The organism is Citrobacter cronae (assembly GCF_016893685.1).
Lineage (GTDB): Bacteria > Pseudomonadota > Gammaproteobacteria > Enterobacterales > Enterobacteriaceae > Citrobacter > Citrobacter werkmanii.
On record NZ_CP069763.1, the window covers coordinates 901,090 to 920,993 of the forward strand.

Annotated in this window: 18 protein-coding genes and 1 pseudogene; 9 read left to right on the forward strand and 10 right to left on the reverse strand. The window is 54.1% G+C overall.

The genetic code is table 11. The annotated features are described in order from the left end of the window. Positions 1-10 precede the first annotated feature (10 nt). From JSN25_RS04030 to prs, 4 genes are all read right to left on the reverse strand, one after another. Positions 11-871 carry a triphosphoribosyl-dephospho-CoA synthase gene (locus JSN25_RS04030; protein WP_069323816.1) on the reverse strand — a complete coding sequence of 287 codons (861 nt, stop codon included), beginning with the start codon at positions 869-871 and terminating at the stop codon, positions 11-13. Next, positions 871-2,526: a malonate decarboxylase subunit alpha gene (mdcA, locus tag JSN25_RS04035; RefSeq protein WP_038634792.1), complete on the reverse strand. Its 1,656-nt coding sequence runs from the start codon at positions 2,524-2,526 to the stop codon at positions 871-873. The genes JSN25_RS04030 and mdcA overlap by 1 nt, the downstream gene beginning before the upstream one ends. A gap of 197 nt (positions 2,527-2,723) precedes the next feature. Next, positions 2,724-4,214, reverse strand: coding sequence for a nicotinate phosphoribosyltransferase (locus tag JSN25_RS04040; protein WP_150345501.1), 1,491 nt, complete (start codon positions 4,212-4,214; stop codon positions 2,724-2,726). A gap of 14 nt (positions 4,215-4,228) precedes the next feature. After that, complete coding sequence (prs, locus tag JSN25_RS04045) at positions 4,229-5,089, reverse strand: ribose-phosphate diphosphokinase (RefSeq protein WP_159121678.1); 861 nt, start codon at positions 5,087-5,089, stop codon at positions 4,229-4,231. Positions 5,090-5,279: 190 nt separating this feature from the next. Between prs and JSN25_RS04050 the strand changes: the two genes are divergently transcribed. The 4 genes and pseudogenes from JSN25_RS04050 to JSN25_RS04065 all read left to right on the forward strand — a co-directional run bounded on the left by JSN25_RS04050 (position 5,280) and on the right by JSN25_RS04065 (position 8,241). After that, positions 5,280-5,999, forward strand: coding sequence for an NUDIX hydrolase (locus JSN25_RS04050; protein WP_121530039.1), 720 nt, complete (start codon positions 5,280-5,282; stop codon positions 5,997-5,999). A 44-nt stretch (positions 6,000-6,043) separates the two neighbouring features. Further along, positions 6,044-7,103 (forward strand): annotated as a pseudogene (locus JSN25_RS04055) (hydrolase). Beyond that, positions 7,100-7,318, forward strand: a complete 219-nt coding sequence (locus JSN25_RS04060) for a YheU family protein (RefSeq protein WP_087856300.1) — start codon at positions 7,100-7,102, stop codon at positions 7,316-7,318. The pseudogene JSN25_RS04055 and the gene JSN25_RS04060 overlap by 4 nt, the downstream one beginning before the upstream one ends. Positions 7,319-7,371: 53 nt before the next feature. Beyond that, positions 7,372-8,241, forward strand: a complete 870-nt coding sequence (locus tag JSN25_RS04065) for a phosphoribulokinase (protein WP_003827751.1) — start codon at positions 7,372-7,374, stop codon at positions 8,239-8,241. 98 nt (positions 8,242-8,339) lie between these two features. Here JSN25_RS04065 and JSN25_RS04070 read toward each other — a convergent pair whose 3' ends face one another. Beyond that, on the reverse strand, positions 8,340-8,744 hold the full coding sequence (locus JSN25_RS04070) for an OsmC family protein (RefSeq protein ID WP_006687378.1): 405 nt from the start codon (positions 8,742-8,744) through the stop codon (positions 8,340-8,342). 308 nt (positions 8,745-9,052) lie between these two features. Here JSN25_RS04070 and crp point away from each other — a divergent pair, with 308 nt between their 5' ends. After that, the gene (gene crp, locus JSN25_RS04075; RefSeq protein ID WP_000242758.1) at positions 9,053-9,685 is read left to right on the forward strand and encodes a cAMP-activated global transcriptional regulator CRP; all 633 of its coding nucleotides are present in this window, start codon (positions 9,053-9,055) and stop codon (positions 9,683-9,685) included. 51 nt (positions 9,686-9,736) lie between these two features. Next, positions 9,737-11,824 carry a YccS/YhfK family putative transporter gene (locus tag JSN25_RS04080; protein WP_087856299.1) on the forward strand — a complete coding sequence of 696 codons (2,088 nt, stop codon included), beginning with the start codon at positions 9,737-9,739 and terminating at the stop codon, positions 11,822-11,824. Between the two features lie 115 nt (positions 11,825-11,939). On the opposite strand, the gene argD is transcribed toward JSN25_RS04080, so the two are convergent. The 5 genes from argD to ppiA form a co-directional block, all read right to left on the reverse strand. After that, positions 11,940-13,157 (reverse strand): bifunctional acetylornithine/succinyldiaminopimelate transaminase, encoded by a 1,218-nt coding sequence (gene argD, locus JSN25_RS04085; protein WP_204525455.1) that lies wholly within the window; start codon positions 13,155-13,157, stop codon positions 11,940-11,942. 85 nt (positions 13,158-13,242) lie between these two features. Then, positions 13,243-13,806, reverse strand: a complete 564-nt coding sequence (gene pabA, locus JSN25_RS04090) for an aminodeoxychorismate synthase component 2 (protein ID WP_038634811.1) — start codon at positions 13,804-13,806, stop codon at positions 13,243-13,245. Positions 13,807-13,837: 31 nt separating this feature from the next. After that, positions 13,838-14,440: a putative adenosine monophosphate-protein transferase Fic gene (locus JSN25_RS04095; protein WP_204525456.1), complete on the reverse strand. Its 603-nt coding sequence runs from the start codon at positions 14,438-14,440 to the stop codon at positions 13,838-13,840. After that, positions 14,430-14,597, reverse strand: coding sequence for a YhfG family protein (locus JSN25_RS04100; RefSeq protein WP_137346716.1), 168 nt, complete (start codon positions 14,595-14,597; stop codon positions 14,430-14,432). The genes JSN25_RS04095 and JSN25_RS04100 overlap by 11 nt, the downstream gene beginning before the upstream one ends. Positions 14,598-14,704: 107 nt before the next feature. Further along, on the reverse strand, positions 14,705-15,277 hold the full coding sequence (ppiA, locus tag JSN25_RS04105) for a peptidylprolyl isomerase A (RefSeq protein WP_204525457.1): 573 nt from the start codon (positions 15,275-15,277) through the stop codon (positions 14,705-14,707). 264 nt (positions 15,278-15,541) lie between these two features. Here ppiA and tsgA point away from each other — a divergent pair, with 264 nt between their 5' ends. The 3 genes from tsgA (at position 15,542) to nirD (ending at position 19,860) form a co-directional block, all read left to right on the forward strand. Further along, positions 15,542-16,723: an MFS transporter TsgA gene (gene tsgA / locus JSN25_RS04110; RefSeq protein WP_038634817.1), complete on the forward strand. Its 1,182-nt coding sequence runs from the start codon at positions 15,542-15,544 to the stop codon at positions 16,721-16,723. A gap of 270 nt (positions 16,724-16,993) precedes the next feature. Beyond that, a complete protein-coding gene (nirB, locus tag JSN25_RS04115) occupies positions 16,994-19,537 on the forward strand; it encodes an NADPH-nitrite reductase large subunit (protein WP_061381016.1) in 2,544 nt (847 codons plus the stop codon). Further along, positions 19,534-19,860, forward strand: a complete 327-nt coding sequence (gene nirD / locus JSN25_RS04120) for a nitrite reductase small subunit NirD (RefSeq protein ID WP_042312029.1) — start codon at positions 19,534-19,536, stop codon at positions 19,858-19,860. The genes nirB and nirD overlap by 4 nt, the downstream gene beginning before the upstream one ends. The last annotated feature ends 44 nt before the right edge of the window (positions 19,861-19,904 follow it).

Sequence of the window (19,904 nt, forward strand, 5' to 3'; positions counted from 1 at the left end):
TCTTAATGCTTTAAATACGGCGATTCGACGTGATTTCGACGCGATCGAGAAATAGCGTGGCGGCGAGCAGGTCAGCCGCGCCGCCCGGCGAGGCGTTTAGCGCCAGCATCTGGCTATCCAGTTCCGCTAATGCCGCCTGACCCGCCGGGTGCGCGCTGCCGCCTGCATTCAACACGGCGCGCGCGCCGTCCTGCATGGCATCAAGCCCTTCCAGCCCGGCACGAGAAAGTACGCAGGTATCGGTCAGCGAGGTCATGATCGCCATCAGCGCATCCAGCCTCGCGTGCGTCTCGCTACTACCGCGCAGGCGGCTTAAACGCAGCTGCGGCAGAGCGCGCTGCATCACGTGCGGAAACGCCTGCTGAGCTTCTTCACGAGCGCCCGGTACACGATAACGATGCGTTGCGCGAAGCCCTTTGCTGAACACCTTCGGCGCTGCGTCATCCGGCAGCTTCGCCAGTTCCGCTGCGGTAGCGGCTATCTGCTGCGCGCCACCGGCACCACCGTGCATCGCAACGGCGCTCACCAACAACCCCAGCGCCCAAATCGCGCCGCGGTGGGTATTCACGCCGTGGGTCGCGGCCATCATCTGCTGCTCGCCCTCACGGCCGAGTCGCCCTATGGTTTGTCTGAGCGCAATATCCGCTGGACGCTGCCAGCTTTGCTGCGCCAGCGCCTGAAACGTAGGGGTCAGGCTATGTGCGGAGCGCTCCATTAGCGAAAGCGTAAGATCGTGGTGCGCGCCGTTCCCCCGACTGTCCACCAGACCGGGTTTCGGGCTTAATCGTGCTTCGTCAATCAGACACTGCGTGGCGGTTCGCGCCAGCCACTCGGCACCGCCTTCAACCTGAATCTGGGGCAGAAGTTTCATTACCAGCTCCGGAATTTCGCAGGTGGGTTGTAAAGACCGCCGGACCATTCCACCAGGTCAGCGACGCTACCGGCTGCCAGCAGCGAACGGGTGGCATCGGTACGACGAATGCCCATATCTTCCGGATAGACCACCTTGCCGCTCTGACGCAGTTCGGCAACGCGCTTAGCATCAACGCCCAGCCCGATATCGGTGATACCCGCGACCGCAGCCACCATCGCACGGCGCTCTTCAAGATCTTTGGCGCGGTAGAGGTAGGCGATACCTTCTTCGGTCAGCACGTGGGTTACGTCATCGCCGTAGATCATTACCGGTGCCAGCGGCATGCCGGAGGCTTTCGCCACGTCAACCGCGTCCAGTTTTTCGACGAAGGTTGGCTTCACGCCCGCCTGGAAAGTTTCGACCATCTGCACCACCAGTTTTTTACCGCGCTGCATTGGGTCTGGTTCGGTGATCATATTCAGCCAGGCTGGCGTTGCATGACGACGACCGTGCGGGTCGTGACCCATGTTTGGCGCGCCGCCGAAGCCAGAAAGACGGCCGCGGGTCACGGTGGAGGAGTTGGCGTAGCCATCAACCTGCAGGGTGGAGCCGATAAACATATCTACCGCGTACTGGCCAGCCAACTGGCAGAAGGCGCGGTTAGAACGCATCGAGCCGTCGGAACCGGTAAAGAAGATGTCTGGGCGGGCGCGGATATACTCTTCCATCCCCAACTCGCCGCCGAAGCAGTGCACGCTTTCTACCCAGCCGCTCTCAATTGCCGGAATCAGCGTTGGATGCGGGTTCAGGGTCCAGTGCTTACAGATTTTGCCTTTCAGACCGAGCTGTTCACCGTAGGTTGGCAGCAACAGTTCAATCGCCGCGGTGTTGAAGCCGATACCGTGGTTCAGCGACTGTACCTGATGTTCCGCGTAGATGCCTTTAATCGCCATCATCGCCATCAGGATGTGTTCCTGTTTGATCAGGCGCGGGTCGCGGGTAAACAGCGGTTCGATAAAGAACGGTTTGTCGGCGACAACCACGTAGTCAATCCAGGAACCCGGAATATCCACGCGCGGCAGGTCGCATTCGTCGTCCACCAGCTCGTTCACCTGTGCGATGACGATACCGTCGTGGAATGCAGCAGCTTCCACCAGCGCCGGGGTATCTTCGGTACTCGGCCCGGTGTAGAGGTTACCTTTACGGTCAGCTTTATAACCGGCAATCAGCGCCACGTTCGGGGCCAGGTCAACATAAAGACGGGAATAGAGTTCGATGTAGGTGTGGATGGCGCCGATTTCCAGTTGGCCATCTTCCAGTAGTTGCGAAATACGCAAGCTTTGGGTACCGGAGAAGGAGAAGTCCAGCTTGCGGGCGATGCCTTTTTCAAAGATATCCAGATGCTCGCTGCGCCCGACGCTTGGCATAATCATATGCAGGTCGTGCACAATCTGCGGATTGACTTCAGCCAGCATGCGGGACAGGAAATCTGCCTGCTTCTGGTTATTCCCTTCTAATACCACGCGGTCACCCGGCGCGATCAGTTTTTCCAGCATCGCGGTCAGGTCTGCGGTCGGCAGCACCTTACCCTGCACCGGAACGGAAGCCAGACGGCGCTGTTTTTCCGTGCGGCGGGTGTTCCAGACTCGTGCTGGCGTTTGCCCAGATAACATTATTAACCTCCTGATTCAGCTAATCATTTTGATTGCTTAACACTGGAAAGAGTGTGCACCCTGGTGAGAAAGTCATCAATTAAGCGTAGGAAAGAATCATTAGCTTGAGAGTAATAATTGAAGTAACCATTTGTGACGATGATCAATTCACGCCGGGAGGGAGGAGGAAGCGGGTAACGCAACCCGCTTGCGGAAAACTAGCTTTGTGCCGCCAGGCGCTGGCGGATCTGTTCGAAGTGCTCACGGTTAATCAACTTCCCGTTGAGAAAACGGGTTTTCAGCTCTCCTTCCTGCTCTTGCACCCAGGTTTGTTCATCATGCAGACGCAATTCTCCTTGCTCATCACGTACTACGCGAAGCAAACCTCGGGCCGAGCGCTTTAAGCCGTTATCGGTTTTCGGCTCTTTAAAAATCGTCCGACCCTTGCCGTCGACTTCGCCCCACGTTGCCTTCATCGCAAAACCGAAGGTGTCACGCGTGTTGTACTGATAGGTAAAAGAACCCACGCCAAACACCACATTTGAACTGGCAAATCCTTTCGCTTCCAGGCGGCGCAGGATCTCATTCGCCCGCTCAAGGGTGATGGAATCGCCATAAATTAGCCCCACATGTGGGTCGAGCACCTTGTAGCCTTTGGCGTTAACCGTGCCGCCAAATATCTCCCACAGCACCTCCACAGAGCCTTTCTCCTGTGCTGTACGATCGGCTCGTGTATCCTCATCCGCGCCAGTACCGCACAGGATCTCAACCGGATTACCGCTGTCCGGGCGGAAAACCACCCGTCCCTCGCGCGCCAGAATGATGTTCTTCAGCTCGCGGGTGTACTCCGTCAGTACCTGCCAGTAATCCCACGTATCAGAGACAATCGACACAAATCCCTGCGGGTAGAGATCGGCAATCAGGCGGCGGAAGGTTTCAATCTCATGCTCACGCTCCCCCATACACATCACGCTGTGCTCGGTCGCCGGAATGCTGGCGCCGATAAAATAGGGCTCGCCGTCGGTATAATAATCCCGAGCGTAGAGAAGCGACGGAATGCTGTCAGTGCCTTTAAAACTCAACAAGTGGCCGCTGCCCGCCTGCATGGTGTCCTGCAATCCGGCCATACCGCGAAATGAAAAGTCATGGCACTGGAAGTCGAGGTGTGACAGGTCGCTACAGGTTTTCTGTGCCCAGCGCGCGCAAATTTTACGATAGTGATGAGCAATGGTGGCGTTTGTTGACGCCTTCCACAGTTCTGCCGACAGCACGGTCTCCAGGTAATTCACCAGCCAGAAAAACTCAGGTTGGGTGTTGATGATAGTTAAAACAGGCACCGCCATCGGCACTTTGCTGCCTTCATCCAGCGCTTTGATGTGCAACGGCAGATAGCCCAACTGATGCAGGGCGCGGATATGATCAACCGCTACCGTATCTTTGCCGAGATAGCTGTCCATGACCTGTTTGTATTCGCTGACCACCTCGTCTTCCGGACGGGCAAAGAATGCCTCGTTAAACAAATCAACCAGAAACCACTGCAGAAAACCTTGCAGGCCAAAAAACACCAGTTTGCCATCCGCCAACGGCGAGGAGAAAAAGCGATCGCTGCGCGGGGTAAAGTTGGAATACACGCGACTGGTTCCTTGCGGATACTGTACGCGGTGAGAAACTTTGTAGCCGTCGATAGCCAGAATCGGGTTCATTTTCATAATCAGTATCTCCCTCAGGCGCGGTAAATCGCGTCAATGTCGATAAGCTCAAGCTGCGGATGTTCCAGCGTCGGGGCAGCGAAAGAGGTGGTGGTGTAGATAGCATCAATACCGTTCGCAAACAGGTGTTCGACGCCTTTAGAGAAAATACCGTGGGTGATATACAGGTTGACGCTACGGGCACCTGCATCACGGAGTACCTGCGCAGAACCAATGAACGTACCGCCAGCGTCACACAGGTCGTCAACAATCAGCATATCCCGGCCCCTGACGTCTCCGGCGACTAAAGCAAATCCCGTCAGCTTGCCGCTTGCCACATCGCGTTTTTTGCTCAGGACGGCGTACTCCGCTACACCGACCGCTCTGGCAACGGCATCAATTTTCTTCAGCGATCCGGCATCGGGGGCGACCAGCATTAGCGCTTTTTGTCGGAACTGCCGCTGCAAGGTCGCGCTGTGCAGCAGGCAAGTCTCTTGTGAAATCGCCACAAAATTATTGATAGCTGCCGCCGCCGCGTCACTGTGCGGATCGAGCACCTTCACCCTATCGAATTGCAGCGTATTAAGCTGGCTGCCAAAGACTTTCAGCGCAAAGCTATCACCCACCACCATATGGCGATCCTGACGAGCCCATGGTAACCAGGGAAGTTCGAGATGACTGACCAGCACATCCGTTTGATGGCGAACCGCCTCCACCAGTTGCGCCAACAGCATAAAGTCGTTCATATCGCGCATCGCCGTCGCACGAATGCGCATCAGGCGAGCAAAGGGTGGTAATGCTTCAGTAACCTTCAACCAGACGGCGCCATCAGGAAAAACACCGTGTGTCATTCCGTAGCTCTGGTCGTCCAACGTTAGTGTCAGTTTTATGTTCATCACGCTCACCCCTTAATTGTGTCCCTTCGACATAATTAATAATGTCCTTAGGACACATATAAAGCAAGCAAAAATGCATTATTTTTAGGCCATCGCATAATCCACTGATAAATAATAAGAAAAAACGAACCTTGCCCCCCGGTATTGGGCTGGTACACTTGTGGGCGTTGCAAATCATCGTGAGTACCTTATGACCACCGAAGCCGACTACCTGAATCAATACGATGCCCGCCGCTTTCCCACACCACTGGTGACGGTCGATAGCGTGCTGTTTACCCTGCATCAACAGGCGCTGTGCGTATTACTGGTTGAACGAGCAAACCAGCCGCAAAAAGGGCGTTGGGGATTACCAGGTGGCTTCATTGATATTGAGCGCGATGACTCCACTCGCGCCACAGCGCTGCGCAAGCTCACTGAAAAAACAGGGGTTTTGCCTTCGTGGCTGGAACAACTGGATACTTTTTCCGGCCCGGATCGCGACCCGCGCGGCTGGAGTCTGACAGTCGCCTGGTTTGCGCTAATCGCCTGGGTAGACTGTGCGCCGCACATCGCCAGCGTCAGCAATGCCCGTTGGGTGCCGGTTGATGAGCTGAAAAATTATTCACTCGCATTCGACCACGGAGACATCATTACGGCGGCCCTGCATCGCTTGCGGCAAAAAACAATGTACTCGCTACTGCCCGTATACTGTTTGCCGGAGACATTTACCCATGGGCAACTGCTCGAAGCCACCGAGGTGATCCTCGGTCAGTCGATCCAGCGTAAAAGTCTGATTCGCCGCTTTGAAGCGTCAGGAATGTTTGAAGATACCGGAGAAAGCGTGGCGACAGGGACGCGGAAAGCTCGCCTGTGGCGACGAAAGCCCGACGTCGATTTTCATTTTTTCTCGCGTAACCTGCTGACTGACTAGCGACAAAATCACATATTGGCTAACCCGCAAGCGCTGCGCGCGGTATAGTTATTCTTTCCGATTATTAATTGCTCTGGTGTTATGGTTGAAATCACGTCCACAGAAATGATCCCACCTACTGATGATTCGCGAGAATTCCGCCCTATGCGCGGTATCAGTAACCGCCATTTGCAGACAATGCTGCCGCGTTTAATTCGCCGCAAGGTGAAGTTCGACGCCCATTGGCAGCGTCTGGAATTACCCGACGGTGACTTTGTCGATCTGGCATGGAGTGAAGATCCGCAACAGGCGAAGCACAAACCGCGCCTGGTGGTTTTTCACGGTCTGGAAGGCAGTCTGAACAGCCCGTACGCACATGGCCTGATTGAAGCAGCGCAAAAGCGCGGCTGGCTGGGCGTGGTGATGCATTTTCGCGGCTGCAGCGGCGAACCAAATCGTCTCAACCGTATTTATCATTCTGGTGAAACAGAAGATGGCACCTGGTTTTTACATTGGCTGGAACGCGAGCTTGGTCGTGTGCCGACCGCGGCGGTCGGCTATTCACTCGGCGGGAACATGCTTGCCTGCCTGCTGGCCAAAGAAGGCAACGATATTCCCATTGATGCAGCGGTTATTGTCTCTGCGCCTTTCGTGCTGGAAGCCTGTAGTTACCATATGGAGAAGGGGTTCTCACGCGTCTACCAGCGCTATCTGCTCAATCTGTTGAAAGCTAACGCCTCGCGTAAGCTACAGGCCTATCCGGGTTCGTTGCCGGTGAGTCTGACCCAGTTGAAATCCCTGCGTCGCATTCGTGATTTTGACGATCTCATCACTGCCAAAATCCACGGTTTTGCCGATGCTATAGACTATTACCGCCAGTGTAGCGCCATGCCATTGCTTAATCAGATCGCCAAACCGACGCTGATTATCCATGCCAAGGACGATCCGTTTATGGATCATCACGTGATCCCTGAACCGGAAAACCTGCCCTCACAGGTGGAGTATCAGTTGACTGAACACGGCGGACACGTCGGATTTATTGGCGGCACAGTGCGCCGCCCTGAGATGTGGCTGGAATCCAGAATTCCCGACTGGCTGACAACGTATCTGGAGGCGTCATCATGATTATCCCCTGGCAAGACATCTCCCCGGACGCGCTGGACAATCTGATTGAAAGCTTTGTCTTGCGCGAAGGTACCGATTATGGTGAACATGAACGTTCGCTCGAACAAAAAGTCGCCGACGTCAAACGCCAACTACAATCAGGTGAAGCCGTCCTGGTGTGGTCCGAACTGCATGAAACGGTCAACATCATGCCGAGGAAGCAGATTCACCAGTAATTCGTAGCCGACGGCCGACTATAATAAAAAATCAACCTATTCATGGAGTTGTTATGTCTGCCAAACATCCGGTGATTGCGGTAACAGGATCCAGTGGCGCGGGGACCACCACCACCAGCCTCGCGTTTCGTAAAATTTTCGCGCAGCTAAATCTGCGCGCCGCCGAGGTGGAAGGTGACAGTTTTCATCGCTATACCCGTCCGGAAATGGATATGGCGATTCGCAAAGCGCGCGATGCCGGGCGACATATCAGTTATTTCGGGCCCGAAGCCAATGACTTTGGTCTGCTGGAACAAACCTTCATTGAATACGGCCAGACGGGAAAAGGTCAGTCGCGTAAATATCTGCACACCTACGATGAAGCCGTACCGTGGAACCAGGTCCCGGGAACGTTTACCCCCTGGCAGCCATTGCCTGAACCGACGGATGTCCTGTTCTATGAAGGGCTACACGGCGGCGTCGTCACCCCACAGCAAAATGTGGCCCGGCATGTCGACCTTCTGGTCGGTGTGGTGCCGATCGTTAACCTGGAATGGATCCAGAAACTGACCCGCGATACCAGCGAGCGTGGACACTCGCGTGAAGCGGTGATGGACTCGGTTGTGCGCTCAATGGACGATTACATCAATTACATCACGCCGCAGTTTTCCCGTACGCACATCAACTTTCAGCGCGTACCCACCGTCGATACCTCAAACCCCTTTGCCGCCAAGAGCATTCCGTCGCTGGATGAAAGCTTTGTGGTCATTCATTTTCGTAATCTGGAAGGGATCGACTTTCCGTGGCTTCTGGCCATGCTGCAAGGCTCATTCATTTCCCACATCAATACATTAGTCGTACCTGGCGGCAAAATGGGTCTGGCGATGGAATTGATTATGCTGCCGCTGGTCCAGCGACTGATGGAAGGTAAAAAGATAGAATGATGTACGGGATGTGCCCGATGGCGCTACGCTTATCGGGCCTACGAATCGGTATCGTCCTGTAGGCCCGATAAGGCCAAGCCGCCATCCGGCATCACGTATTACGCAGCAACCACTTCATAGGAGTGGGTAATATTCACTGCCTTTTCCAGCATCAATGCCACGGAACAATATTTTTCCGCCGAGAGATCGACGGCGCGGGAGACCGACGCCTCTTTCAGATCGTTGCCGGTGACGATGAAATGCAGATTAATGTGGGTAAACAAACGCGGCGCTTCTTCACGGCGCTCAGAGGTGAGCTTCACTTCGCAGTTGGTCACATCCTGACGACCCTTTTGCAGGATCGACACCACATCGATGGCGCTACAACCGCCTGCAGCCATTAATACCATTTCCATCGGGCTCGGCGCTTTATCACCGGAGTTACCGTCCATCAAAATTTGGTGGCCAGAGGCGGACTCACCGAGGAAGGTTAACCCCTCAACCCACTTTACACGCGCTTGCATAATTCGTAACTCCAATGTTTCAATTTTCCTGACAGATTACGCGTATATAACAATTCTCGCAACGGAAGGCGACCTGCGTCATGCTGAAGCGAGACACCAGGAGACACACGGCGAAAGCTATGCTAAAACAGTCGGGATGCTACAGTAATACATTGACGTACTGCATGTATGCAGAGGACATCACATTACAGGCTGCAGTATATTTTTAGTAGCCCCCTTCCCAGGTAGCGGGAAGCACATTTTTGCAAACCCAGAGGCAGCGTCGTTTTCTGGCTCTGGAGACAGCTTATAACAGAGGATAACCGCGCATGGTGCTTGGCAAACCGCAAACAGACCCGACTCTCGAATGGTTCTTGTCTCATTGCCATATTCATAAGTACCCATCGAAGAGCACGCTGATTCACCAGGGTGAAAAAGCGGAAACGTTGTATTACATCGTTAAAGGCTCAGTGGCAGTGCTGATCAAAGATGAAGAAGGGAAAGAAATGATCCTTTCTTATCTGAATCAGGGCGATTTTATTGGTGAATTAGGCCTCTTCGAAGAAGGCCAGGAACGTAGCGCTTGGGTACGGGCCAAAACCGCATGTGAAGTCGCTGAAATTTCCTACAAAAAATTTCGCCAATTAATCCAGGTCAACCCGGATATTCTGATGCGCCTGTCTTCTCAGATGGCTCGTCGCCTGCAGGTCACGTCTGAAAAAGTAGGCAACCTTGCCTTCCTCGACGTCACCGGCCGTATTGCCCAGACTCTGCTGAATCTGGCAAAACAGCCTGACGCGATGACTCACCCGGACGGTATGCAGATTAAAATCACCCGCCAGGAAATCGGCCAGATCGTTGGCTGCTCCCGTGAGACCGTTGGTCGTATTCTGAAGATGCTGGAAGATCAGAACCTGATCTCCGCTCACGGTAAGACCATTGTCGTTTACGGCACACGTTAATCCCATCGAAATGGCGCGTTACCCGGTAGCGCGCCATTTTTGTTTGCTCCGATGTGGCGAAGACTGATTTATCACCCCGAGATCAACTACGCACTACGGCAGACGCTGGTGCTGTGTTTACCTGTGGCCGTCGGTCTTATCATTGGTCAGCTTCATCTGGGGCTTCTGTTTTCCCTCGTCCCAGCCTGTTGCAACATTGCCGGTCTTGATACCCCGCATAAACGCTTTTTTAAACGTTTAGTTATTGGCGCATCGCTGTTTGCCGGTTGCAGCCTGATCATGCAGTTACTGCTGGCGCAAGATATACCACTGCCGCTCATCCTCACCGGCCTGACGCTAATTCTTGGCGTAACCGCCGAGCTAAGCCCGTTGCATGCGCGACTGCTGCCAGCCTCACTCATCGCGGCAATTTTCACGCTAAGCCTTGCCGGGAACATGCCCGTCTGGGAGCCATTGCTGATCTATGCACTGGGTACGTTGTGGTACGGTCTGTTCAACTGGTTCTGGTTCTGGATGTGGCGTGAGCAGCCACTGCGTGAATCGCTTAGTCTGCTGTACCGCGAATTAGCCGATTACTGTGAGGCCAAGTACAGTCTGCTGACCCAGCATGCCGATCCAGAAAAAGCGCTGCCTCCGTTACTGGTTCGTCAACAAAAAGCGGTGGATTTGATTACCCAGTGCTACCAGCAAATGCACATGCTGTCGGCGCATCACAATAATGAATACAAGCGACTGTTGCGTGCCTTTCAGGAAGCGCTCGATTTGCAGGAACATATTTCAGTTAGCCTGCATCAGCCGGAAGAGGTGCAAAAGCTGGTCGAGCGAAGCCACGCGGAACAGGTGATTCGCTGGAACGCGCGCACCGTCGCCGCCCGCCTGCGCGTCCTGGCCGATGATATCTTGTATCACCGCTTACCGACCCGTTTCTCAATGGAAAAGCAAATTGGCTCGCTGGAGAAAATCGCCAACCAGCATCCGGATAATCCGGTAGGACAGTTTTGCTACTGGCACTTCAGCCGTATCGCCCGCGTGCTACGGACCCAGCGCCCGCTGTATGCCCGAGATTTGATGGCGGACAAACAGCGGCGGTTGCCGTTGATCCCGGCGCTGAAAAACTATCTGTCGTTGAAATCCCCGGCGCTGCGTAACGCCGGGCGCATCAGCGTCATGCTGAGTATTGCCAGCCTGATGGGCAGCGCCTTACATCTGCCTAAACCTTACTGGATTTTGATGACGATCCTGTTCGTCACGCAAAATGGCTATGGGGCGACCCGGGTGCGTATTTTGCATCGTTCGGTGGGTACGCTCGTCGGACTGGTGATTGCGGGCGTCACATTGCACTTTCATATTCAGGAAGGCTTCACGCTGGCAGGCATGTTGCTGATCACGTTAGGCAGCTATCTGATCATTCGCAAAAACTACGGCTGGGCCACCGTCGGCTTTACGGTTACGGCGGTGTACACCCTGCAACTGCTGACGCTGAACGGGGAACAATTTATCGTGCCGCGGTTTGTCGACACGGTGATTGGCTGCTTAATCGCCTTTGGCGGCACGCTCTGGCTGTGGCCACAGTGGCAGAGTGGTCTGTTGCGTAAGAACGCCCACGATGCGTTAGAAGCCGACCAGGAGGCTATTCGCCTGATCCTCAGCAACGATCCGCAGGCCACGCCGCTGGCGTATCAACGCATGCGGGTCAACCAGGCGCATAACACGCTGTTTAACTCACTGAATCAGGCAATGCAGGAGCCGGGATTCAACTCGCACTATCTGGCGGATATGAAACTGTGGGTCACGCACAGCCAGTTTATTGTCGAACACATCAACGCGATGACCACACTGGCAAGGGAACATACGATGCTGACGCCGGATTTGGCGCAGCGGTATCTGGAGTCCTGCGAAATTGCGCTCCAGCGCTGTCAGCAGCGGCTGGAGTATGACGGACCGGGAAGCTCGGGCGATGTGAATATTCTCGAAGCGCCTGAAATGCTGTCCCACGGTCCATTAAGCACCCTGGAGCAGCATCTGCAGCGAATATTGGGGCATCTGAACACCATGCACACCATTTCGTCGGTAGCATGGCGTCAACGACCCCACCACGGGATCTGGCTTAGCCGTCGGTTGCGGGACATGAAAGGCTAAGATCGGCTGCCGGATGCGCTACGCTTATCCGGCCTACGAATCACACCTTACCCTGTAGGCCGGATAAGGCGCTCGCGCCGCCATCAGGCAATCAASCAATCAGGCAATCAACCAATCAGCCCACCACCTTCGCTACCGCCTGCGCGAAACGCTGCATCCCTTCCTCGATATCCGCGTCTTCCACCACCAGCGACGGCGCGAAACGCATCACGTCCGGCCCGGCATTCAGCACCATCACCCCATCGTGCGCGGCGGCGTAGAGGAAATCGCGCGCCCGGCCTTTAAACTGCGGCTTCAGCTCGACGCCAATCAGCAGCCCCATGCCGCGAATATCGCTGAAAATATCGAACTGCTGATTAAGTTTCTGCAAATGATGCACAAACGTCTGACGTTTGCCCTGAATACCTTCCAGCACTTCCGGGGTGTTGATGATATCAAACGCGGCATCTGCAACCGCACAGGCCAGCGGATTACCGCCGTAAGTGGAACCGTGCGAACCCACGTGGAACGCGGAGGCAATTTCCTGAGTGGTCAGCATGGCGCTCACCGGGAAACCGCCGCCGAGCGCCTTGGCGCTGGTGAGGATATCCGGCGTCACGCCGTAATGCATATAGGCAAATAAATCGCCGGTACGCCCCATCCCACACTGCACCTCATCAAAGACCAGCAGCGCCTGGTGCTGGTCGCAAAGTTCACGCAGACCTTGCAGGAATTCCGGGGTTGCCGCAGTGACGCCGCCTTCTCCCTGAATGGGCTCAACCACCACCGCACAGGTGTGATCGTCCATCACCGCTTTTACCGCATGCAGATCGTTAAACGGTACATGGATGATATCCGCCGGTTTTGGTCCAAAGCCGTCGGAATATTTCGGTTGCCCACCGACAGATACGGTAAACAGCGAACGACCGTGAAACGCATTATGGAAGGCGATGATTTTGGTCTTGAACGGGCTGTGGCGCATGCAGGCATAATGACGCGCCAGCTTAAAGGCGGTTTCGTTGGCTTCGGTACCGGAGTTCATGAACAGCACGCGTTCAGCAAAGGTCGCATCAATGATTTTACGACCTAAGCGCAACGCCGGTTCGTTGGTGAAAACGTTACTGGTGTGCCACAGGGTTTCACCCTGGGTTTTTAACGCCTCAACCAGCGCCGGATGGCAATGCCCTAACGCGGTAACTGCAATGCCGCCCGCAAAATCAACATACTCTTTGCCCTGTTGATCCCAGACTCGACTCCCTTTTCCTTTTACCGGGATAAACTCAGCCGGTGCATAAATCGGCAGAATTACTTCATCGAATGTCGCGCGCGTAATCGCAGTTTGTTCAGTTGCCATGTCATTACCACCCTGTTAAGCAGAAATGCTAGTGAAATTATAATCACAAAATATGAATAAAAAATCACTGAATAGCAACCATAAATCACCGTTGGAGGAAATTATCCAGCAGCTGATGCCCCTGTTCGCTGAGAATACTCTCCGGGTGAAACTGCACACCTTCCAGATCCCACTCGCGGTGGCGAATGCCCATTATCTCTTGTGTTTCACTCCAGGCCGTCACTTCAAAGCAGTCAGGAAGCGTTTCGGGGGCAACCACCAGAGAATGGTAGCGTGTCACGGTTAATGGGTTGGCGAGTCCCTGAAAAACCCCCTGCCCGTTATGCGTAATCGGCGAGGTTTTACCATGCATCACTTTTGCTGCCCGAACCACGGTCGCGCCAAACGCCTGCGCCATCGCCTGGTGACCAAGACATACACCCAGCAGGGGAATTTTGCCCGCAAAATGGCGAATCACATCCAGCGAGATACCGGCATCATCCGGCGTGCATGGGCCTGGGGAAATCACGATTTTTTGCGGATTCAGCGCGTCGATTTGCGACAGCGTCAGCTCGTCGTTACGCCTGACGAGGACATCAGCACCCAGTTCGCAGAAGTATTGGTACAGGTTCCAGGTAAAAGAATCATAGTTATCGATAAGCAGGATCATGGCGGCTCCGGTACATAAGAACCGCGCTATTCTACTCAGTTTCCGGGGCTTCGCTTACCACTTTACGAAATATCGCCCGCAGAGCGGTCAGGTCGCCCATCGCCCCGCTCTGGTTCGCCTGGTTCCACTCCTCAACCTGAATGTCATCCCAGCACAGTATATACCCGGCATGGATCGCTAGCTGTTCGAAGAAAATACGCTGCGCGAGACCGCTACCAATACGAAACGGATGCAGCACATTGATTTCGCAATAATAGTGCGCAAGGCGGTCGACGAATTTTTCTTCCGGCAATCCCACCAGCCAGGACTCCTCTTCAAGGTCCTGCATCAACGCATTGCCCTCTTTCTCAATATAGGCGAAATGGCAAAAGCGAGTATCGCCCTGGTAGATATCAACTTCCCGCAGTTGCCCCGCCCAATCGAAAATATCCTGGTATAACTGGCGATGAATGGCGCACAGGTGTGGCAGGCCACGCTTTAAAGGCCCCAACTCAACCGTCGCGGCGCGCAGTGCTGTTAATTCGTATGCCGCTTGTGCCAGACGCTGGGCCTGATGAATCCCCAGGCGGTTACGCATCACATTCAGTCCGGGGTACAGATAAGGGTCGCGTCCATCACCGAATTTATCGCTCATAGTGCCTCCTCAACTCATCCAGACGCGCCAGGGCGTCTTCCGCACTCAGAGTAATCCGTGGAATATCCACGCCTTCCAGTCGTCGACTTCCCTGGAAATTGACATTACGCCGTTGCTCCCAGAGCCTGGACTTTTGTTTATCGGTGAGTTTTTTCACGTGACCTCCCTGAATGTAAGCGGCACTTGCCACAAGTATAAGCAGCAATTTCGGGTTACGCAGAGAAGGGAGAGAACGCGGGCAGGAACTGCCCGCGCAAATTACGATTACGGCAGGACTTTAGCAGAAAGGATAACAATCGGTTTTGACGGGACATTCTGGTAAGGACCAACATCATGGGTCTGTACCTGAGAGATCTTATCTGCAACATCCATACCTTTCACAACTTTACCGAACACAGCATAGCCAAAGTCGCGTTGGCCATGATCGAGAAAAGCGTTGTCTGCAATGTTGATAAAGAACTGGCTGGTCGCGCTGTCTTTATCCGCTGTACGCGCCATCGCAATCGTACCGCGGGTGTTACGCAGACCGTTATCGGCTTCATTCTTGATTGGCGGGTTAGGTTTCTTCTGCTGCATCTGCTCGGTGAAGCCGCCGCCCTGTACCATAAAGCCTGGGATCACACGGTGGAACGTGGTGTTGTTATAAAAACCACTGTTCACATAATCGACAAAGTTTTGCACTGAAACCGGGGCTTTCTGGCTGTTCAGCTCCAGCTCGATGTTACCAGCAGAGGTGGTCAGCAGGACATGTGGGTCATCTTTTGCTGCCAGTGCTGCAGGAGAGAGCGCGGAAAGAGCGAGAACAGCTGCAACAGCCGCCAGAGTCGATTTGAGCATGAGAAGTCCTTAACAAGAGCAGAAATGAAGCAAGTGAAGTGATTCTAAAGAGCCTTCAAGGACAAGGCCATCCCTTTACTTAATTTTACGTATCTGAAACAAATGTAACTGCATAACCGGAATACTCATTGTGATCTAGCTCACATACAAAAATGTAACGGAGCAAGTTATTGCCATTAAATATTTAAATACGTCACTAAAACGCCTAAAATCTGCCCGCTCACGGCGCAATCAATGCGTCTTACACTTCTATACAGGCCAGTCATGACTAACAGCAATCGCATTAAGCTCACATGGATTAGCTTTCTCTCCTACGCCCTGACAGGCGCGTTGGTAATTGTCACCGGGATGGTGATGGGAAATATCGCAGATTACTTCCATTTGCCCGTTTCCAGTATGAGTAACACCTTCACCTTCCTGAATGCCGGCATCCTGATTTCTATCTTTTTGAATGCCTGGCTGATGGAAATTGTGCCCCTGAAAACCCAGTTGCGCTTTGGCTTTATCCTGATGGTTCTGGCGGTCGCCGGACTGATGCTCAGCCATAGCCTGGCCTTGTTCTCAGCAGCAATGTTTGTACTGGGGCTGGTGAGCGGTATCACCATGTCGATTGGTACGTTCCTGGTCACGCAGATGTATGAAGGTCGCCAGCGCGGTTCCCGCCTGCTGTTTACGGACTCCTTCTTCAGCATGGCTGGCATGATCTTCCCGATGGTGGCGGCATTTCTGCTAGCGCGCAGCATCGAATGGTACTGGGTTTATGCCTGCATCGGCCTGGTATATGTTGCCATTTTCCTGTTGACCTTCGGTTGCGAATTCCCGGCGCTGGGCAAACACGCTCAGCAGTCAGACGCGCCGGTAGTAAAAGAAAAATGGGGCATTGGCGTACTGTTCCTGTCCATTGCGGCTCTGTGCTACATCCTCGGCCAGCTTGGTTTTATCTCGTGGGTGCCGGAATATGCCAAAAGCCTGGGCATGAGCCTGGGTGATGCGGGTAAACTGGTCAGCGACTTCTGGATGTCTTACATGGTTGGCATGTGGGCGTTTAGCTTTATTCTGCGTTTCTTCGATTTGCAGCGCATCCTGACGGTACTGGCGGGTTTGGCCACCGTCCTGATGTATCTGTTTATCACCGGTACGCCGGAGCATATGCCGTGGTTCATTCTGACGCTGGGCTTCTTCTCCAGCGCGATTTATACCACCATTATTACCCTCGGTTCCCAGCAGACGAAGGTCGCCTCACCTAAACTGGTTAACTTCATTCTGACCTGCGGCACCATCGGTACCATGCTTACTTTCGTCGTCACTGGCCCGATCGTCGCTCATAGCGGTCCAATGGCGGCATTGCAAACGGCTAACGGCTTGTATGCCGTTGTGTTTGTGATGTGCTTTATCCTTGGGTTTGTTACGCGCCATCGCCAGCATAACGCGCCGGCCACGCATTAATCTCACGGCCGGATGGTGTTCTCGCCATCCGGCATATCCCTGGCGTCCCTTCCTCCATTGGTGATGTAGGCCAATTCATACAAAAACCCCTTAATTTGTGCGCTTTTTATACAAACACGAAAAGCCAGTCAATTCCGTAACTTATAAAAATGTAGGTAAATCAGTTATATACCCCTTAAGGAGTATATGAGGGCGAATTTGATTTGTATCAATAAGCGGGGTAGCTGAATCGTTAAGGTAGGCGGTAATAGAAAAGAAATCGAGGCAAAAATGAGCAAAGTCAGACTCGCTATTATCGGTAATGGTATGGTCGGCCATCGCTTTATTGAGGATCTTCTTGATAAATCCGACGCTGCCAATTTTGATATTACCGTCTTCTGTGAAGAACCCCGCAAAGCGTACGACCGCGTACACCTGTCTTCCTACTTCTCCCACCACACCGCCGAAGAGCTTTCTCTGGTGCGTGAAGGATTCTACGAGAAGCACGGCGTTAAGGTATTAGTCGGCGAGCGCGCAATTACCATCAACCGCCAGGAGAAGGTGATCCACTCCAGCGCGGGTCGTACGGTTTATTACGATAAGCTGATCATGGCGACTGGCTCTTATCCGTGGATCCCGCCGATTAAAGGTTCGGAAACTCAGGACTGCTTCGTTTACCGCACCATTGAAGACCTCAACGCCATTGAGTCTTGCGCGCGCCGTAGCAAACGCGGTGCTGTCGTCGGCGGTGGCCTGCTGGGTCTGGAAGCCGCCGGTGCGCTGAAAAACCTCGGCGTTGAAACCCACGTGATTGAATTCGCTCCGATGCTGATGGCTGAACAGCTGGATCATATGGGTGGCGAGCAGTTACGTCGCAAAATTGAAAGCATGGGCGTGCGTGTGCACACCAGCAAAAACACAAAAGAGATTGTCCAGGAAGGCGTCGAAGCGCGCAAAACCATGCGTTTTGCCGATGGTAGCGAACTGGAAGTCGATTTTATCGTTTTCTCTACCGGTATTCGTCCACGCGACAAACTGGCTACCCAGTGCGGTCTGGACGTCGCTCCGCGCGGTGGGATCGTGATTAACGACACCTGCCAGACTTCTGACCCGGACATCTATGCCATCGGCGAATGCGCCAGCTGGAACAACCGTGTATATGGTCTGGTGGCACCCGGCTACAAAATGGCGCAGGTTGCCGTTGACCATATCCTCGAAACCGAAAACGCCTTCGAAGGCGCAGATTTAAGCGCCAAGCTGAAGCTGCTTGGCGTTGACGTTGGCGGGATTGGCGACGCACATGGCCGCACACCGGGTGCGCGCAGCTACGTTTACCTCGACGAGAGCAAAGAAGTCTACAAACGCCTCATTGTCAGCAAAGATAACAAAACGCTGCTCGGCGCGGTTCTGGTGGGCGACACCAGCGATTACGGCAATCTGCTGCAACTGGTGCTGAACGCTATCGAACTGCCGGAAAACCCGGACTCATTGATCCTGCCTGCGCACGCGGGCAGCGGCAAACCGTCTATCGGCGTCGATAAACTGCCGGACAGCGCGCAGATTTGTTCCTGCTTCGACGTCACCAAAGGCATGCTGGTTGCTGCTATCAATAAAGGTTGCCACACCGTTGCAGCGCTGAAAGCTGAAACCAAAGCCGGTACCGGCTGCGGCGGATGTATCCCGCTGGTAACGCAGGTCCTGAACGCTGAACTGGCGAAACAGGGTATTGAAGTTAACAACAACCTGTGTGAACACTTCCCGTACTCGCGTCAGGAACTGTTCCATCTCATTCGCGTAGAAGGCATTAAAACCTTCGAAGAGTTGCTGGCAAAACACGGGAAAGGCTACGGCTGTGAAGTGTGTAAACCTACCGTCGGTTCCCTGCTGGCCTCGTGCTGGAATGAGTACATTCTCAAACCTCAGCACACGCCGCTGCAAGACACCAACGACAACTTCCTGGCGAATATCCAGAAAGACGGCACCTACTCCGTGATCCCGCGCTCCGCTGGCGGTGAAATCACACCGGAAGGTCTGGTGGCCGTGGGACGTATCGCACGTGAATTTAACCTGTATACCAAAATCACCGGTTCTCAGCGTATTGGCCTGTTCGGCGCGCAGAAAGATGACCTGCCGGAAATCTGGCGTCAGTTGATTGAAGCTGGTTTCGAAACCGGTCATGCCTATGCTAAAGCGTTGCGTATGGCGAAAACCTGCGTGGGCAGCACCTGGTGCCGCTACGGCGTGGGCGATAGCGTCGGTTTCGGCGTCGAGCTGGAAAACCGCTACAAAGGCATCCGTACGCCGCACAAGATGAAGTTCGGTGTCTCTGGCTGTACCCGTGAATGCGCGGAAGCCCAGGGCAAAGACGTGGGTATCATCGCCACTGAAAAAGGCTGGAACCTGTACGTTTGCGGTAACGGCGGGATGAAACCTCGTCACGCCGATCTGCTGGCGGCAGATATCGATCGTGAAACGCTGCTGAAGTATCTCGATCGCTTCATGATGTTCTACATCCGCACTGCCGACAAACTGACCCGTACCGCACCGTGGTTAGACAACCTGGAAGGCGGCATTGAGTATCTGAAATCGGTCATCATCGACGACAAGCTGGGCCTGAACGAGCATCTGGAAGAAGAGATGGCCCGTCTGCGTGAAGCGGTGGTATGCGAGTGGACAGAAACCGTTAACACCCCATCCGCGCAGGTTCGCTTCAAGCACTTCATCAACAGCGACAAACGCGACCCGAACGTCCAGGTTGTGCCTGAACGTGAACAACATCGTCCGGCAACGCCTTATGAGCGTATCCCGGTGACTCTGGTGGAGGAGAACGCATGAGCCAGTGGCAAAACATCTGCAAAATCGATGACATTCTGCCTGCAACAGGCGTCTGCGCCCTGTTAGGTACTGAACAGGTCGCAATTTTCCGCCCGTATCACAGTGACCAGGTGTTTGCGATCAGCAACATCGACCCGTTCTTTGAGTCCAGCGTGCTTTCTCGTGGCTTGATCGCTGAGCATCAGGGCGAACTGTGGGTCGCCAGCCCGCTGAAAAAACAGCGCTTTCGTTTAAGCGACGGACTGTGCATGGAAGACGAACAGTTCTCCGTGAAACATTACGAAGCGCGGGTGAAAGACGGCACGGTGCAGTTGCGCGGTTAATTAACTTTTGGGAGGCGCAACGCCTCCCCTTTTTTGACGTATTT

What these genes read in the sequence shown, in the direction of transcription:
- JSN25_RS04095 (WP_204525456.1), bottom strand. Translation starts at nt 14,440, where the DNA reads ATGAGCGATAAATTCGGTGATGGACGCGACCCTTATCTGTACCCCGGA.
- JSN25_RS04065 (WP_003827751.1), top strand. Translation starts at nt 7,372, where the DNA reads ATGTCTGCCAAACATCCGGTGATTGCGGTAACAGGATCCAGTGGCGCG.
- pabA (WP_038634811.1), bottom strand. Translation starts at nt 13,806, where the DNA reads ATGATCCTGCTTATCGATAACTATGATTCTTTTACCTGGAACCTGTAC.
- tsgA (WP_038634817.1), top strand. Translation starts at nt 15,542, where the DNA reads ATGACTAACAGCAATCGCATTAAGCTCACATGGATTAGCTTTCTCTCC.
- nirB (WP_061381016.1), top strand. Translation starts at nt 16,994, where the DNA reads ATGAGCAAAGTCAGACTCGCTATTATCGGTAATGGTATGGTCGGCCAT.
- mdcA (WP_038634792.1), bottom strand. Translation starts at nt 2,526, where the DNA reads ATGTTATCTGGGCAAACGCCAGCACGAGTCTGGAACACCCGCCGCACG.
- JSN25_RS04030 (WP_069323816.1), bottom strand. Translation starts at nt 871, where the DNA reads ATGAAACTTCTGCCCCAGATTCAGGTTGAAGGCGGTGCCGAGTGGCTG.
- ppiA (WP_204525457.1), bottom strand. Translation starts at nt 15,277, where the DNA reads ATGCTCAAATCGACTCTGGCGGCTGTTGCAGCTGTTCTCGCTCTTTCC.
- JSN25_RS04080 (WP_087856299.1), top strand. Translation starts at nt 9,737, where the DNA reads ATGTGGCGAAGACTGATTTATCACCCCGAGATCAACTACGCACTACGG.
- JSN25_RS04050 (WP_121530039.1), top strand. Translation starts at nt 5,280, where the DNA reads ATGACCACCGAAGCCGACTACCTGAATCAATACGATGCCCGCCGCTTT.
- prs (WP_159121678.1), bottom strand. Translation starts at nt 5,089, where the DNA reads ATGAACATAAAACTGACACTAACGTTGGACGACCAGAGCTACGGAATG.
- JSN25_RS04040 (WP_150345501.1), bottom strand. Translation starts at nt 4,214, where the DNA reads ATGAAAATGAACCCGATTCTGGCTATCGACGGCTACAAAGTTTCTCAC.
- nirD (WP_042312029.1), top strand. Translation starts at nt 19,534, where the DNA reads ATGAGCCAGTGGCAAAACATCTGCAAAATCGATGACATTCTGCCTGCA.
- crp (WP_000242758.1), top strand. Translation starts at nt 9,053, where the DNA reads ATGGTGCTTGGCAAACCGCAAACAGACCCGACTCTCGAATGGTTCTTG.
- JSN25_RS04070 (WP_006687378.1), bottom strand. Translation starts at nt 8,744, where the DNA reads ATGCAAGCGCGTGTAAAGTGGGTTGAGGGGTTAACCTTCCTCGGTGAG.
- argD (WP_204525455.1), bottom strand. Translation starts at nt 13,157, where the DNA reads ATGGCAACTGAACAAACTGCGATTACGCGCGCGACATTCGATGAAGTA.
- JSN25_RS04060 (WP_087856300.1), top strand. Translation starts at nt 7,100, where the DNA reads ATGATTATCCCCTGGCAAGACATCTCCCCGGACGCGCTGGACAATCTG.